This is a genomic window from Pseudomonas sp. Ors-4-3C (assembly GCF_055755035.1).
Map to the genome: position 1 here is coordinate 1975775 of NZ_CM146900.1, position 14586 is coordinate 1990360.

Annotated in this window: 12 protein-coding genes; 6 read left to right on the forward strand and 6 right to left on the reverse strand. The window is 59.4% G+C overall.

The genetic code is table 11. The annotated features are described in order from the left end of the window. Positions 1-320: 320 nt before the first annotated feature. Positions 321-2249, forward strand: a complete 1929-nt coding sequence (locus tag ACVHNU_RS08810; RefSeq protein WP_473019478.1) for a tyrosine-protein phosphatase — start codon at positions 321-323, stop codon at positions 2247-2249. A gap of 194 nt (positions 2250-2443) precedes the next feature. Here the strand turns inward: ACVHNU_RS08810 and ACVHNU_RS08815 are convergent, their stop codons facing one another. Next, positions 2444-3448, reverse strand: coding sequence for an AraC family transcriptional regulator (locus ACVHNU_RS08815; RefSeq protein ID WP_473019479.1), 1005 nt, complete (start codon positions 3446-3448; stop codon positions 2444-2446). A gap of 349 nt (positions 3449-3797) precedes the next feature. On the opposite strand from ACVHNU_RS08815, the gene ACVHNU_RS08820 reads away from it, so the two are divergent. Beyond that, entirely contained in the window at positions 3798-5084 is a 1287-nt protein-coding gene (locus tag ACVHNU_RS08820; protein ID WP_338801651.1) for an anaerobic sulfatase maturase, read from the forward strand. A 50-nt stretch (positions 5085-5134) separates the two neighbouring features. Then, complete coding sequence (locus tag ACVHNU_RS08825) at positions 5135-7552, forward strand: arylsulfatase (RefSeq protein ID WP_473019480.1); 2418 nt, start codon at positions 5135-5137, stop codon at positions 7550-7552. Positions 7553-7710: 158 nt separating this feature from the next. Here the strand turns inward: ACVHNU_RS08825 and ACVHNU_RS08830 are convergent, their stop codons facing one another. The 4 genes from ACVHNU_RS08830 to ACVHNU_RS08845 form a co-directional block, all read right to left on the reverse strand. Continuing rightward, entirely contained in the window at positions 7711-8073 is a 363-nt protein-coding gene (locus ACVHNU_RS08830; RefSeq protein WP_103520857.1) for a DUF6124 family protein, read from the reverse strand. A gap of 361 nt (positions 8074-8434) precedes the next feature. After that, positions 8435-8908, reverse strand: a complete 474-nt coding sequence (locus ACVHNU_RS08835; protein WP_098968367.1) for a MaoC family dehydratase — start codon at positions 8906-8908, stop codon at positions 8435-8437. A 26-nt stretch (positions 8909-8934) separates the two neighbouring features. Continuing rightward, entirely contained in the window at positions 8935-9777 is an 843-nt protein-coding gene (panB, locus tag ACVHNU_RS08840; protein WP_003224363.1) for a 3-methyl-2-oxobutanoate hydroxymethyltransferase, read from the reverse strand. A 25-nt stretch (positions 9778-9802) separates the two neighbouring features. After that, positions 9803-10420 (reverse strand): LysE family translocator, encoded by a 618-nt coding sequence (locus ACVHNU_RS08845; RefSeq protein ID WP_098968506.1) that lies wholly within the window; start codon positions 10418-10420, stop codon positions 9803-9805. 179 nt (positions 10421-10599) lie between these two features. Between ACVHNU_RS08845 and ACVHNU_RS08850 the strand changes: the two genes are divergently transcribed. The 3 genes from ACVHNU_RS08850 (at position 10600) to ACVHNU_RS08860 (ending at position 13366) form a co-directional block, all read left to right on the forward strand. Further along, on the forward strand, positions 10600-11052 hold the full coding sequence (locus ACVHNU_RS08850) for an Lrp/AsnC family transcriptional regulator (RefSeq protein ID WP_045122414.1): 453 nt from the start codon (positions 10600-10602) through the stop codon (positions 11050-11052). 55 nt (positions 11053-11107) lie between these two features. Then, the gene (locus ACVHNU_RS08855) at positions 11108-11980 is read left to right on the forward strand and encodes a helix-turn-helix domain-containing protein (protein WP_473019481.1); all 873 of its coding nucleotides are present in this window, start codon (positions 11108-11110) and stop codon (positions 11978-11980) included. A 117-nt stretch (positions 11981-12097) separates the two neighbouring features. Then, complete coding sequence (locus tag ACVHNU_RS08860; protein WP_473019482.1) at positions 12098-13366, forward strand: DUF1479 domain-containing protein; 1269 nt, start codon at positions 12098-12100, stop codon at positions 13364-13366. Between the two features lie 27 nt (positions 13367-13393). Here ACVHNU_RS08860 and ACVHNU_RS08865 read toward each other — a convergent pair whose 3' ends face one another. Continuing rightward, positions 13394-14122: an NYN domain-containing protein gene (locus ACVHNU_RS08865; RefSeq protein ID WP_262141444.1), complete on the reverse strand. Its 729-nt coding sequence runs from the start codon at positions 14120-14122 to the stop codon at positions 13394-13396. Between the last annotated feature and the right edge of the window lie 464 nt (positions 14123-14586).

The window sequence follows — 14586 nt, forward strand, 5'->3', positions numbered from 1 at the left end:
TCACATTTCCTGTGTCAGTCCATTTGGGGGGAGGGATTATGGACGGAATCTCCTTCAAGCGAAAACTCCACATTCATCACCGAACCCTGTAGGAGTGAGCCTGCTCGCGATAGAGGTATATCTCTGACATTTACGTTGTCTGACCCACCGCTATCGCGAGCAGGTTCACTCCTACAGTGGCTCTCCGGCAGATACGGACAAAAACCGCAGCCCACGGCCCAATCGCGCAGGCATTTGCGTGCGCAGTCGTTCTGTCATATTCAGTATCAGTTGATTGCAGATAGTAGCCAGCCCAACGCTAATTCCAATGAGGCTGCACTGTGTTCCAACGTCTTGTGTGTTCGCTGTCCGTTCTGAGCCTGTCCATCGCCGCTGCCCACGCTGCCCACGCTGCCGAGCCCGTCGCGCTCGACACGCCGCGCCTGAAAAGCATCGACAACTTCCGTGACGTCGCTGGCCTCACCACCGCGTATACCACAGCCCATGACGGCACGATGCGCGGCGGTGTGTTCTACCGTTCCAACGCGATCACGCCGTCGGCAGCGGATCTGGCGACGCTCAACAGCCTGGGCATCAAAGCCGTCTACGACCTGCGCACGCCGAGCGAAATCGCTGGCACGCCGGACACCCTGCTGACCGGCGCGACCTACCAGAACATCGACATCATCGGCAGCACCACCTCGGGTGCGAACATCACCACCGTGTCGTTCAAAAGCGCGGCCGACGCCATCGCCATGATGGAACAGACCAACCGTGCCTTCGTCAGCGATGCGGGGATGCGCGGCCAGTTCGGCAAGCTGTTCAACGAACTGGCCACCACCGACGGCGCGCAGCTGTTCCACTGCACCGCCGGCAAGGACCGCACCGGCTGGACCGCCGCCGTGTTGCAGAGCATCGCCGGGGTCGATAACGCGACCATCATGGCCAACTATCTGGCGACCAATGACTACACCGCCGCCCGCGTCGCCGCGACTCTTAAAGCAATGCCGCCAAGCATGGCCTCGGTCTACGCGCCGTTGCTCGGCGTGCAGGCTAGCTATCTGCAGGCCGGGCTCGATGAAGTCACCGCCGAATACGGCAGCATGGACAACTACCTCAAACAAGGCCTCGGCCTGTCGCAGGCAACTATCTACGTGCTGCGCGGCAAACTGGTTGAGTACAACAGTCTGCCGGGTCAGGCCGGGTTGACCGGCAACGCCGCTGCCGGTGCCGAATTGTTGCGCGAGTTGCAGAACACCAGCCTGTCCGGCACCTACAGCGCCTACAACTACTACCTGCAATCGGCGATCGACGCCGGCACTCTCGGCGGTGTTGAATCCCAGGTCGGCGGTCAGGTTCACGCTGACGCCGCCAGCTACCTGCTGCGGCAGAATGCGCTGATCGAGCAAGCCGCCGCGCCTTACGCCAGCGGCACCGATCTGAAAGTCGGCCAATACCGGTTGTGGACCACCGCGCTCGCCGGATACCTCGGCACCGACGGCTCGTCCCACGCCGAGAGCAGCAACGAACACAGCCAGGGCCTGATGGTCGGCATCACCCAGCGCTTCTCCGAACAACTCAGCGCGCGCGGCGGTTTCGGCTACAGCAAAGGCACCGTCGGCGGCGCGGGTGGCGAGGCCGATACCGACTTCACCTTCTTCAACCTCGGCGCGCGCTACGGCTTCACCAGCCTGGAACGCGGCTTGTTCGTCGACGCCAACGCCAGCGCCGGCTACGTCGATTACGACAGCAAACGCGAACTGGGCGGCGGCCTCGGCACCGCCAAGGGCGACACCCACGGCAACCTCACCGGCGCGACGTTGGCGCTGGGTTACCGCGCACCGGTCAACGGCATGATCCTCGAACCAAGCCTCGGCCTGCGCGTCAGCCACCTCGACCTCAAAGGCTTCAAAGAGAAGGGCAGCGAACTGTCCCTCGACGTCGACGACAACACCGCTACCCGCCGCAGCGCCGTCGCCAATCTCAACGTGGCGTTTGCCCCGGTCGCGATGGGCGCCTGGCAACTGGTGCCGGGCGTGCAAGTCGGCTACGAACGCACGCTGGGCAACAACGACGTAAACAGCCAAGGCCACCTGCTGGGCCTCGACATCGAACAGCGCGCCGCCTTCGACAATCGCGACCAGTTCAGCGCCGGCGTCAACCTGATGGCCAGCCTCGGCGCCGTCAGCGTCGGCGCAGAAGTCGGTGCCAGCGGCGGTGGTGACAGCCACGGTTTCAGTGGCAGCCTGAAGGCCAGTTACGCGTTCTAAAGCAGGGGCAACCGCGCGAGGTCAAGGATGACCACCATTCACAAAGTCCCACCAAACACGGTGGAACGACCAGCCGCCAACCCTGAGCCCAGAGCATAACCCCATGGCACCGACCAGCCGCAATCTTGAGTCCACCGCCTAACCCAGTGGGAGCGGGCTTGCTCGCGAAGGCGTCGTGTCAGCCAACATCACCATCAACTGACCCACCAGCATTCCCCCGCCGATAAACCAATACCCCGCCCCCTCAGTTGCGCCGGACTCACCCCATACGCCTGCTGAAAATACTGACAAAACCGCCCGACATTACTGAAGCCAAAGCGCAACGCCACCTCCGTCACCGACGCCGAATGCCGCTGACCCAGCGCCTCGAAAGCGCGCTCCAATCGCACCTGCCGCTGATACGCCACAATCGACATCCCGACAAACCGCCGAAACCCATCCTGTAATGCGCGCTGACTGACATTGCTCAACCGCGCCAACTCAACCCCACTCACCAGTTGCTCCGGATGCGCCTGAATAAACTCCACCGCCAACTTCACATGCCGCGGCGCCACCCTCGGCGCCGGCTGGCGCAACGCCTCGGTAAAATTGTGCGGCCACGCCTCCAGCACCGCATCAATCAACATCTCGCGCAACCGCGACGGCATCAGCGTGCCGCTGTTGAGCAACAAATCAAACTCCGTCCCCGTCGCCAGATCAATCAACGCCTTGATCCCCTGAAACGCCGCCGAGTGCAGATCCACCGCCGGCTCAAACACAATCTTCTGCACAATCGGCCGCCCCAACAACGCCGCCAACCGCTCCGTGAGCTGCCCCCGATTCACCGAAATCCCGTGCTGCGCATGATTGTCGAGAAACCGCATCGAACGGATATCCGCCTTATCAATCGCCAACCCCACCTGGGCCATGCCGACGGACTCGGTGCGGTGGTTGAACACAATCTTGCCCGCCGTGGGAATCACGAACGTGATCTCATCCTGCGGGTCGGGGAAGGTGACGGTGAAATCACCGTGGTAATGCATGCGCCGGAAACTGACGCCGTCGTGCCTGCCGTAGACGCCGCTGATGATGATGTTGGAGGGGATCGGCGGGGTGTCGGCGTAGCGATTGCCGAAGAGCCGGGAGAAGAGGGCGCCGAAGTCTTCGGAGTGGAGGTTTTCGGAGCGGAGGATGATTTTTTGGTGGGGGCTTGGGGACACCTTGGGGGGCACCTTGGGTTGGGGGCTCTTGGATAAGGGAGGCGGAGGGATGTTAGCAGTTTGGGGGTGACAGATTTGTGACCGAAAATGAGTCACTGGAAATAGGTACGCTTTCGGCCAAAAGCAGCCTTTCAGCCAAGTTTTGATCGGACTCAATTCCGCGGCTTTGAAAGTAATGCGTCGTAGCAGCAGTGGTTTCCCACCGAACGGGATAGAGGACATGATCAGATTCTGTCAGCTATTGCTGCTCGCAAATCTGTCCGTTTGATCGACACTCTTGTCAATTGCCCACTCGAGAAACCCGTCTATAGTCAATGCTGCATTCCGCACAGGTAGAAAGGTCAAGTCGATGTCAGCAGTCTTCTACGCTCGTAATGTTCCTGCGCCACCCTACGCGTTTCATGTTATGGCCAAGCCCAGCGGGGCTGATTGCAATCTGGATTGCGATTATTGCTTCTATCTAGAAAAGGCCGCGCTGTATCGTGACGAGCGTCGTCACCGAATGAATCTGGATGTGCTGGAAAGTTACGTCGCAAACTACATCGCTTCGCACACCGACCAGACCGAAGTAGCGTTCACTTGGCAGGGCGGCGAGCCAACACTGATGGGGTTGGAGTTCTACCAGCATGCGATAAGAATGCAGGCGGTTCATGGCGCTGGCCGCAAGATCACCAACAGCTTCCAGACCAATGGGTTATTGATCGACGACAAGTGGAGTCAATTTTTAGCCGAGCATGATTTTTTAGTGGGCTTGTCACTAGATGGTCCGGCCGATATTCACGATGAGTACCGTGTCACCTCCAGCGGTCATGCAAGCCATGCCTTGGTCCTGCGTGCCCTTGAGTCGCTGAAAAAATATAAGGTTCGTTTCAACATCCTCGCATGCGTCAACCGACGCAGCTCCCAGGATCCCCTCAGGGTGTACGAGTTCTTCCGTCAGCTCGGCGTCGAGTACATCCAGTTCATCCCCATCGTCGAAAGGCTTCCCGACGTGGCGGATGCCGCCATGGGTTTCACCTTGCACGGTCCGGACAGTGATCTGGTTTTGAGTGCTTCTCACAAGGCCGAACCAAATCTGACCTCCTGGTCTGTTGGCTCGGAAGACTACGGCACATTTCTCAACGCGATCTTCGATGTCTGGATCAAGCGTGATGTGGGCCGGATATACGTCATGAATTTCGAGTGGGCGCTTGCGAACTACATGGGCGAGCCCGGCGCGGCCTGTCACCACCAGCCCACCTGTGGCCGGGCGGTGGTCGTCGAGCATAACGGCGATGTTTTTTCCTGTGATCACTACGTGTATCCGAAATTCCGTTTGGGCAATCTCACCCAGCAGTCCCTGTCCACTTTGCTGCAATCCCCGGAGCAACAGAAGTTCGGCCAGGACAAGCTGACCTCACTCCCCAAGCAGTGCCAGCAGTGCAACATGTTGAAAGGGTGTTGGGGCGGCTGCCCAAAACATCGTTTCATCGAAACAGATGAAGGCGAACCGGGGCTCAACTATTTGTGTAAAGGCTACTACCAGTTCTTTGCCCATACAGCGCCTTATCTGCGAGCCATGTCCGGATTGATTGCTCAAGGCCGTTCACCCAGCGAGATCGTGGGTGCCACGTTGATGATTACCAGGCTTGGCTGAGTTTTATCAGCTGATTGCCTGAGACTTTTGAATGCAAAGGGAGTTGATGCATGTCCAAACCGAGTAAACCGTCATTCATGCTGGCCACCGCGTTACTTGGCAGTGTCGGCTCGCTGACCGCCCAAGCCGCCCCCGCAACAGCGGGCGCCAGCCTGCCGCTGCCGACAGCACCGTTCGGTGGCACCGTCGGTGAAACCTACAAAACGTCCAAGTCCGACTTTCCGCAACCTGTGACCCCGCCCAAGGATGCACCGAATGTTTTGGTCATCCTGATCGACGATCTCGGGTTCGCCGGTACTTCGGCTTACGGCGGCCTGACGCCAACGCCCAACTTTGATCGACTGGCCGAGCAAGGCGTGCGTTACAACGAGATGCACAACACCGCGTTGTGCTCACCGACTCGCGCCGCGTTATTGTCTGGGCGCAATCATCATCAGGTCGGGATGGGCGGCATCACTGAAGGCGCAACGGGGTTCCCGGGCTACAACAGCGTCTGGGAGGACAACAACGCCGCCATCGGTCAGGTGCTCAAAGATCACGGCTATACCACCGCTGCATTCGGCAAATGGCATGACACGCCGGACTGGGAGACCAGCTCGGCCGGGCCTTTCGATCGCTGGCCAACGGGCAAGGGCTTTGGCTATTTCTATGGTTTTCAGGGGGGTGAGACCAGTCAGTTCTACCCTCAGCTTTTTGAAAATACCGTGCCGGTAGAACCGTCAAAAACTCCGGAACAGGGCTACAGCTTTAACGAAGACCTGGCCGATCACGCGATCAACTGGCTGCGCGAGCAACAATCGGTAGCCCCCAAAAAACCTTGGTTCGTCTACTACGCTCCCGGTGCCATGCATGCGCCGCATCAAGTTCCTGCGTCCTACATAGAACCGTTCAAAGGCAAGTTCGACATGGGCTGGGACAGCTATCGCGAGATGGTGTTTGCCCAACAGAAAAAACTGGGGATTGTCCCTGCTTCAGCCAAGCTCACCCCGCGCCCCGCAGAACTGCCGGCCTGGGACACGCTATCCGACGATCAAAAGCGCTTGTACAGTCGGCAGATGGAAGTCTTCGCCGGTTTTCTGACTCAGACTGATGAGCAAGTAGGGCGAGTACTGGATGCCGTGGCTAAAAGCCCGAATGCCGATAACACTCTGGTCATGCTGGCACTGGGTGACAACGGTGCCTCTGCCGAAGGCGGATTGAATGGCACGGTCAACAACATGGCCACGCAAAACGGTATCCCGGACAACGTGCCGAACATGCTGAAAGTCATCGACGAAATCGGCAGCCCCAAACATGAGAATCACTTCTCAGTGGGCTGGGCATGGGCTGTTGATACGCCGTTTCAGTGGACAAAGCAGGTGGCGAGTCACTTCGGCGGCACGCGCAGCGGTTTCACCGTCAGTTGGCCTGCCCGTATCAAGGCGCACGGCGAGGTGCGTGACCAGTGGCATCACATGATTGATGTGGCGCCGACCATCTACGAGGCGGCCGGTATCAAAATGCCGGAGACCGTCAACGGGCAGAAACAGGTTCCGCTGGCGGGTGTCAGCATGCTCTACAGCTTCAACGATGCCAAAGCGTCGACCCGGCACACCACCCAATATTTCGAAATCATGGGCAATCGCGCGATCTACCATGACGGCTGGGTAGCGGCCGCCCGCCACGGTTTGCCGTGGGAATTGCTGGGGCGCAAGGGTGACTTCGAGAACGACAAGTGGGAGCTTTACGATTTGAGCAAGGACTTCAGTCAGGCGGATGACCTGGCGGCGAAGAATCCGGCCAAACTCAAACAGCTTCAGGCGTTGTTCGAATCCGAGGCCAGGAAGTACAACGTACTGCCGCTGGACGACCGTTTTGTAGAGCGTGGGAACGTTCCCGACCGTCCAAGCCTTTCTCGCGGGCGTGATCAGTTCACGTTCTATCCTGGCACTGTGCGTGTGCCGGAAGGGACAGCGCCGAACGTCAAGGCTCGCTCTCACACGGTGACAGCCGTGTTTGAAGCCGACGCGAAAACCGAGGGCGTCATCGTCGCCCAAGGTGGCAGCGCGGGATACACGCTGTTCGTCAAGGACGGTTACCTGGTGTACGAGAACAACTTCTTTGGCAAGGAGCGCGACCAGATCAAATCCCCGGAAAAACTGCCTGCCGGTAAGGTGGTCGCCGAATTCCAGTACACGCATGAAGACAAGACCTTTGGCGGTGGCGGTACTGGTGTGCTGCTGATCAATGGCAAGGAGGTCGGACGGGCCCATTTTGCCCACGTGCCGCCGATCCGCTACAGCGCAACCGAGACCTTCGACATTGGTCGCGATACTGGCGAAGCAGTCTCCAACGATTACGAGGGGCCGTTCCCATTTACCGGCGCTCTCGAAAAAGTGGACATCAACATCCAGCCACAGCAGTTAAGTGCAGAGGCTCAAGAAAAAACTAAAAAGCTGGAACGTGACGCAGCCATCGCTACGCAATAAGGAGCAGCTATACCGGAGCCTGAGTCAGGCTTCGGTTTGTTCCGTTATTTATAAACGCGGATGGTAGCTTCTGGCGAAAGCTGACGATTCTCGCGTGTCGGTTTCTGGCAGATCCCTCCTTGGGCGCTCACCATAGAGCGCCAAGGAGGGAGCGTTCGTTATGCCGTCGGCACAACATTATCCAACGCCTGATTCACCGCCAACTCCCCCAGCATCACCACCTGCGCAATGCCCAGCAGCGTCTTGCGAATTGGCCCCTCAACCAGCGCGGCCACATCCCCCAACATTACCGTCGCCGAACCCAGCGATTCACTGGCGTTCGCCAATAATTCCTCGGTGGCAATTTTGGGGTTGGCGAGGAACATGGCGTTGGGTGTGTAGGGCGTGGCCATGATTTGGCTGGCGGGGTTCAGGTAGTGGTCGAGGGCGCGTTCGGCGGCTTCGCTGAGTTTTCGGGAATCGGGGGATTCGTAGGGGGAGACCGTTTCGGTTTCGGGTGGGTTTGGTGTGACCTTGAACATAGTGACGCTCCATATGTGGCTAAGGGAACCATCACATTCGCTACCAAACGAGGGTGGTGGCCATTACGAAGGTTGGTAGACCGGCACACATGGAAAAACCGGCGCGCTCGAAAGCGCCCTGCGCATGGCCACCATAAAACACAGGCGCCAGAAAGCATCTGCGTAAGGTGACGTTTTGCGCCATGTGTGAAACCGGGCTACCAAACCCGATCGCTGCTTTTCAGCGACCGACCCACGATAGAACCCGCACCCTGGGCGCACAAGCCGGCGGATTCTGGCGTAGTCGTAGGCAATGGCGCAAGGCGTTGTAGCCTTGGGGACGTAACACCGGGTGTCATATAAACAACTCTGTTTAAACGCGTCATCGCGCGCCATTGGTAGGGTCGCCCTCGGCCAGCATGTGTTTCATGTATTCGCGTTCTGGCGCGCCGGGCAGGACGCCGGTGGTGATAGCTTCGAGCACGGTGATGTGTTGTTCGTTGAAGACGCTGACTTCGGCTGTTGCGTGGCCTCGCTCGTCGATGCTGGTGATGAGCCAGTGGCAGGTGATGGTTTCGCCGGGATAGACGGGGCGCTTGAACTGGAGGTTCATGCCGGTGGCGAGCCAGCCGATCTGGCCGCCGATTTCGGTCATCAGGCTGGCCGTGAGCAGGCCGTGGGTGATCGGCGCTTTGAATGCTCGCAGTTGCGCATAGTGCGCGTCGCAGTGGACGGGGTTGTAGTCGCGGGACAGTTGCGCGAAGTGATGGACGTCGTCGGGTGTGAAACGGCGGACGACGTTGAAGCGGTCGCCCACCTTGAGGCCTTCGGCGGCGCGTTGTCTCGGGGTTTGCATGGGGGCCTCCTGCTGCTGGCGGTTGGTTAAAAGGTGTGTTCGGGGCCGGGGAAGGTGCCGGCCTGTACGTCGTCGGCGAAGTCTCTGGCCGCCGTTTGCAGGACGCTGCGCAGGTCGGCGTACTGTTTGACGAAGCGCGGCAGACGTCCCTGGCGCAGGCCGGCCATGTCTTGCCAGACCAGCACTTGCGCGTCGCACTGATTGCCGGCGCCGATGCCCACAGTGGGGATCGCCACCGCTTGAGTGATCGCTGCGCCAACGTCGCCGGGCACCATTTCGATCAGCAGGGCGAACGCGCCGGCGGCTTCCAGCGCTTTGGCGCTGTCGATCAGGCGCTGCCCGTCTTCGCCCCGACCTTGTACACGATAGCCGCCCAATTGATGTTCCATCTGCGGGGTGAAACCGATGTGGGCCATGACCGGGATGCCCGAGACGCTGAGCTTGGCGATGTGTGGCAGCAATTCGACACCGCCCTCGATCTTCACCGCATGGGCGCCAGCCTCCTTCATGAAACGCACGGCGGTTTGCAGGCATTGTTCGGGTGAAACCTGGTACGAGCCGAAGGGCAGGTCGGCGATGACCAAGGCCCGCCGGGTTGATCGGGTGACGGCGCGCACCAGCGGGAGCAGTTCGTCGACGGTCACGGCCAAGGTCGAGTCGTTGCCAAACACGTTGTTGGACGCTGAGTCGCCGACCAGCAGGACGGGAATGCCGGCGTCCTCGAAAATTACTGCGCTGTACATGTCGTACGCGGTCAGCATCGCCCATTTGCGCCCTTCGACTTTCATCTGTTTGAGCTGCGGGATGCGCAGGCGTGTTGCCGGCTTGGTTAGGGCAGTGGTGTCGTAGGGTGAGGTGTGTTCGGTCATTGGCAGATCTCGTCAGGAGGAAGAATCAGGCGTGCAGCTGTTCGATCAGCAGCCCCAGCGCAATCGCAATCATGATCAGCCCTGAAACTCGACTGACCCTGCGTGCCGCTGCAGGCCGGGCGCGCAGTACCACCTGTGAGCCAAACCCGACCAGCAGATAGATCACCGCGCAACTGGCGGTATGCACCAGGCCGAGCGCGACCATTTGCAGCGGCACGGGCCACGGCGCGCCGGCGTCGGTGAATTGCGGCAACAGGGCGAGAAACAGCAAGAACACTTTCGGGTTGAGCCCGCTCACGCAAAGACCCTTCAAGGCCCAGCGCGCCCATGAGTCGCTGGTCTGGCTCGCTGCGGCGTGCGGAGTGGAAGGGCGGGCGAACAGATTGGCGCCCAGCCACAGCAGGTAACCGGCGCCGGCTACGGTCAGTGCTGTCAGGGCCAGCGGATGTCCGGCGATCAGCGTGCCTACCCCGGCCGCCACAATCAGCGTCGCGAGTAAGTGCCCGGACAGCAGACCGCCCACGGCGGGGAGTACGACGCGGTGCTTCAAGCCTGCGGAAATCGCGTAGGCCCAGTCGGCGCCGGGGGTGATCACAAACAGAATCGATACCGCCCAGAAAGCGGCGAATACGCTGAAGGTCATGGCGTCACCCATGGCCGTTGACGTGGCGTTGCTTTGCTCATGTTGGTTTTCCATCAATCAAGTGCCGCGCCGGTTGCAGCGGTGCGGCAGTTTTTGGTTGAGGGAGAATAAGCAAACTCGGCTAGAATATTTTTCCAAAGATGGTCGTCATGGCGCATCAGATTAGAAGGTTTTATTGCGTGGACAGAACTGATCGGAAGATTCTTGCTGAACTGCAAAAGGATGGTCGGCTGTCGGTCACCGAACTGGCCGATCGCGTGGGCCTGAGCCTTTCACCCTGCCACCGCCGCGTGCGGGCGCTGGAAGAGTCCGGGGTGCTGCTCGGCTACCGGGCAAAACTCGACCCCGCCGCGCTGGGCCTGAACTTTTCCGCGATGGTCTTCGCCACGTTGCGCGAAGGCGACCGGCAAGCGGTGGAGGCGTTCGAGGCGGCGCTGGTGGAGATTCCGCAGGTGGTGGATGCGCAACGGTTGTTCGGCGAACCGGATTATTTGCTGCACGTCATCGCTCAGGATTTGCCAGCGTTTCAGCGCCTGTATGACGAGTGCCTTTCGACTTTGCCGAATGTGCAGCGGCTGACCTCGACGCTGGTGATGAAGCGCGTGGTGCAGGATCGACCGTTGCCGTTGTAAACAGAGTGATACGATCGGGGCGTGCCTCCCACGCCACAGAGCAGAATCGTCCACCATGAAACCCAGTTTCGAAAAAATCCCCACCGAAGCCACTGCCTCCTGGACGCTGCTGAACCGGCGCCTGCCAGGGGCAATTCCGTTTGAGTGGCACCACCACCCCGAGTACGAACTGACGCTGACCTTGAACAGTCGTGGCCATCGCTATATCGGCAATGACGTCGCGGCTTACGATGACGGCGATCTGATTCTGGTCGGGCCGAATGTGCCGCATAGCTGGTCGTCGGCGGAGCGGGTCGACGCCGGGCAACCGCATGTGGCGTTGGTGATCTGGTTTTCGGCGGCGTGGGCGGAGTCGCTGGTGACGTTGTTTCCGGAGATGGGGTCGCTGCGGCAATTGCTTGTGGCGGCGCGGCAGGCATTGAGTTTCAGTGCGGCGGCGTCGCGGGAGATTCGGCCGCTGATTGAGGCGATGGTCGAGCAGGAGCTGCCCGAGCGTTTGATCGCGCTGCTGACCGTGTTGAGCAAACTGACACGGGACGTTGATGCCAGGCAAATCCTGTCGGCGCCGGACTCTCAGATTGGCAGTCAGATCGTTGAGGATCCCCGTATACATCGGGTTCTGGATTACGTGCATGGACACTACGCCGAAGCCATCAGCATTCCGGCGTTGGCTGAGATGGCGTGCGTCAGCGTGTCGGCGTTTCATCGAATGTTCCGTCGGCATACGCGCTGCACGGCGTTGGACTACATCGTACGGCTAAGAGTCGGACACGCCTGTGCGTTGTTGATGCAGGGGAATACGACGGTTTCGCTGATTGCCGAAGAGGTAGGGTACTCGTCGCTGGCGCTGTTCAATCGGCAGTTCAAGGCGTTGAAGGGGCTGACGCCTTCGGAGTTTCGTCGTCAGCACTGTCATCACTTTCTGTAAGCGGCGCGCCGCTACAACGCCACAATCGTATTACTCGACGCGGCAAATCAGGCTGCCGCCGACACCATCGGAAGTGGTCCCATACCTGCACCAACAACAAGGTCTGCAGGTCCCCCGATGAGCAAATACCAGTCATTCGAGAGCGCAACGCTTCCGGAGAATTACCGCGACAGTATCGTCAAAATGAAACGCACCTTGCGCGCGCAGATTGGCGATGTGCAGGGGCTGTTCGCCGAGGTCAGTGAGTTTATTGCCGGCGAGATTGCGTCGGTCAAAGCCCAGGAGGTGCAGACCGGGTCGGGCTGGCCGGTGCTGGAGTTCGCTGATATCGCCGCTGGCACAGTGACTGCCGAGCAGTTGGCTTTGATCAAGCGTCGCGGTTGCGTGGTGATCCGCAATCACTTCCCCCGCGAGCAGGTGCTGCAGTGGGACCAGGGCTTGCTGGATTACCTCGACAGGAACCGGTTCGATGCGGTTTACCGTGGGCCGGTCGACCAGTTTTTTGGCAACCTGGAGGCTTCGCGGCCGGAGATTTTTCCGATCTATTGGTCGGCGTCGCAAATGCAGTTGCGTCAGCATGAGCGGATGGGCACGGCGCAGGCGTTTCTCAATCGGTTGTGGAAGACTCATTCGCACGGTAAGGACTGGTTCAATCCGGACATCAACGCGCTGTATCCGGATCGGGTACGTCGGCGTCCGCCGGGCACGCACTCGAAAGGCCTTGGCCCGCACACCGATTCCGGGGCGCTGGAGCGCTGGCTGCATCCGGCGTATCTGAAGGTCTTCGACAAAATCTACAGCAACGACTTCGCGGCCTACGACCCGTGGGATGCGGCGTTTCGTACCGAGGTGGATGAATACGCCTACGAGGACACGGTGAAGTGTTCGGCGTTTCGCACGTTTCAGGGCTGGACTGCGCTGTCGGACATGCAGGCCGATCAAGGCGTGCTGCACACCCTGCCGATCCCCAAGGCGATGGCGTACCTGCTGCTTCGGCCGCTGCTCGATGACGTGCCCGAAGACGAGTTGTGTGGAGTGGCGCCGGGCAAGGTGCTGCCGGTGTCGCGGCAATGGCATCCGCTGCTGATCGAGGGGCTAAGTCCGATTCCGGATGTGCAGGCCGGCGATTCGGTGTGGTGGCATTGCGATGTAATCCATAGCGTCGCGCCGGTGCAGAACCAGCAGGGCTGGGGCAACGTGATGTACGTGCCGGCGGCGCCGATGTGTGCGAAGAATCTGCGCTATGCGCGGGATGTGTTCAGGGCGTTTGCGCAGGGTGCTTCGCCGGATGATTTTCCGCGGGAGGATTATGAGCGGGCGTGGGTGGAGCGTTTTGCTGTGGAGAGTCTGAATTCGATGGGGCGCGCGGGACTTGGGCTGGAGTGAGACCACGTAAACCGACTGAAACAACGACTATGCAGTAATACCGCTCTGAGCAAGGTTGCGGAGCGCAGGCTTGGGACATGTTGAGCGCAGACCGTCGATATGTTCCATCAAACCATCCGGGATGCTCTGCCACATCGGGTCTAGTATGAAATCAACACCTTCTCGCCGGGCCATTTTTGCCGCAGGAACAAAATCAGCGTCACCTGCAATGAGCACAATTTGGTCCACCTGTTGCTTGAATGATAAGGACGCCACATCGAGACCTATCCGCATATCAACCCCTTTTTGTCGGGTTTCAATGCTGACGTCATTTTCCGTAAGGTCGGCGATCAGGATTTTACCCTTTAAAAGCTGCGCTATTTTTGCTGGCTTTATTGTCCATTTCACATCTTTCGATAGATGCCCTAGCCGTAGGGCGAGCTTGCGTTTATTACGCAATCTGGCATGGAGCTCCTTGCGAAATACCGCCTCTCTGGACTTGGAGAAATCCACTGCTTTTTTGGTGATCGGGTTGTGCTGTTTGGTATCTAGCGGGGGACAGTCGTAGAAGAAAATTCGGTACAGCTCTCTTCTGTGACGTTGTTGGAGCTCTTGCGGCTGGCCGTTATGGCGAGAAATGATTTTGCCAAGAAGGTGGGCAGTAGCCCATCGATGGACAAGATCAGCGGCACGTTCAGCATTGAATGCATTTTGAGGTTCAATCCTTCGAAAGCGCTTGATGAAAAATGCGCCATCGACCAATACCGCTGTGGGCATGCTTTGTTCCTGATAACAAAACGCCCAAGGGTTTGGCACGTCCTGGATGGTTAGGACGGCGTACTGCCTTGGGCGGGATGGGGGCAGATTAGGTGCGGGCGACGCGGGCGTCAACCGCTCCTTCTCGGTTTGATCAAGCTTTGCTTTCAATCTTGTACGCCCATCGCTTTCGATGATGGGCAACGACGAGCAGAACGATAAAGCTGAAGGGCAAAACGTACAAGCCAGCCACTTCCGCAAGATTTGTAGGCAAATGCGCGGGCGCTTGTAGCCTCAAATGTGGGGGGGATAACGGCCTGATATGAGTGGTTTGCCTGTTGGTGACTGACAACGACCATGATGGGGCGGTTCTTGAGCTTGCGCCAGCTTCGGGCTTTTCGGTGACTGGGCTGACGCCATCGCAAGCAGGCTCACTCCTACAGTGGGTTTTGCGGTGTTTGCGAATGTTGTGGCAGGCACCAAAC

Bases quoted from the DNA above. Each gene is read 5' to 3' on its own strand.
- panB (WP_003224363.1), bottom strand. From the start codon at position 9,777: ATGACCGAACACACCTCACCCTACGACACCACTGCCCTAACCAAGCCG.
- ACVHNU_RS08845 (WP_098968506.1), bottom strand. From the start codon at position 10,420: ATGACCTTCAGCGTATTCGCCGCTTTCTGGGCGGTATCGATTCTGTTT.
- ACVHNU_RS08820 (WP_338801651.1), top strand. From the start codon at position 3,798: ATGTCAGCAGTCTTCTACGCTCGTAATGTTCCTGCGCCACCCTACGCG.
- ACVHNU_RS08855 (WP_473019481.1), top strand. From the start codon at position 11,108: ATGAAACCCAGTTTCGAAAAAATCCCCACCGAAGCCACTGCCTCCTGG.
- ACVHNU_RS08860 (WP_473019482.1), top strand. From the start codon at position 12,098: ATGAGCAAATACCAGTCATTCGAGAGCGCAACGCTTCCGGAGAATTAC.
- ACVHNU_RS08865 (WP_262141444.1), bottom strand. From the start codon at position 14,122: ATGCCCACAGCGGTATTGGTCGATGGCGCATTTTTCATCAAGCGCTTT.
- ACVHNU_RS08830 (WP_103520857.1), bottom strand. From the start codon at position 8,073: ATGTTCAAGGTCACACCAAACCCACCCGAAACCGAAACGGTCTCCCCC.
- ACVHNU_RS08825 (WP_473019480.1), top strand. From the start codon at position 5,135: ATGTCCAAACCGAGTAAACCGTCATTCATGCTGGCCACCGCGTTACTT.
- ACVHNU_RS08835 (WP_098968367.1), bottom strand. From the start codon at position 8,908: ATGCAAACCCCGAGACAACGCGCCGCCGAAGGCCTCAAGGTGGGCGAC.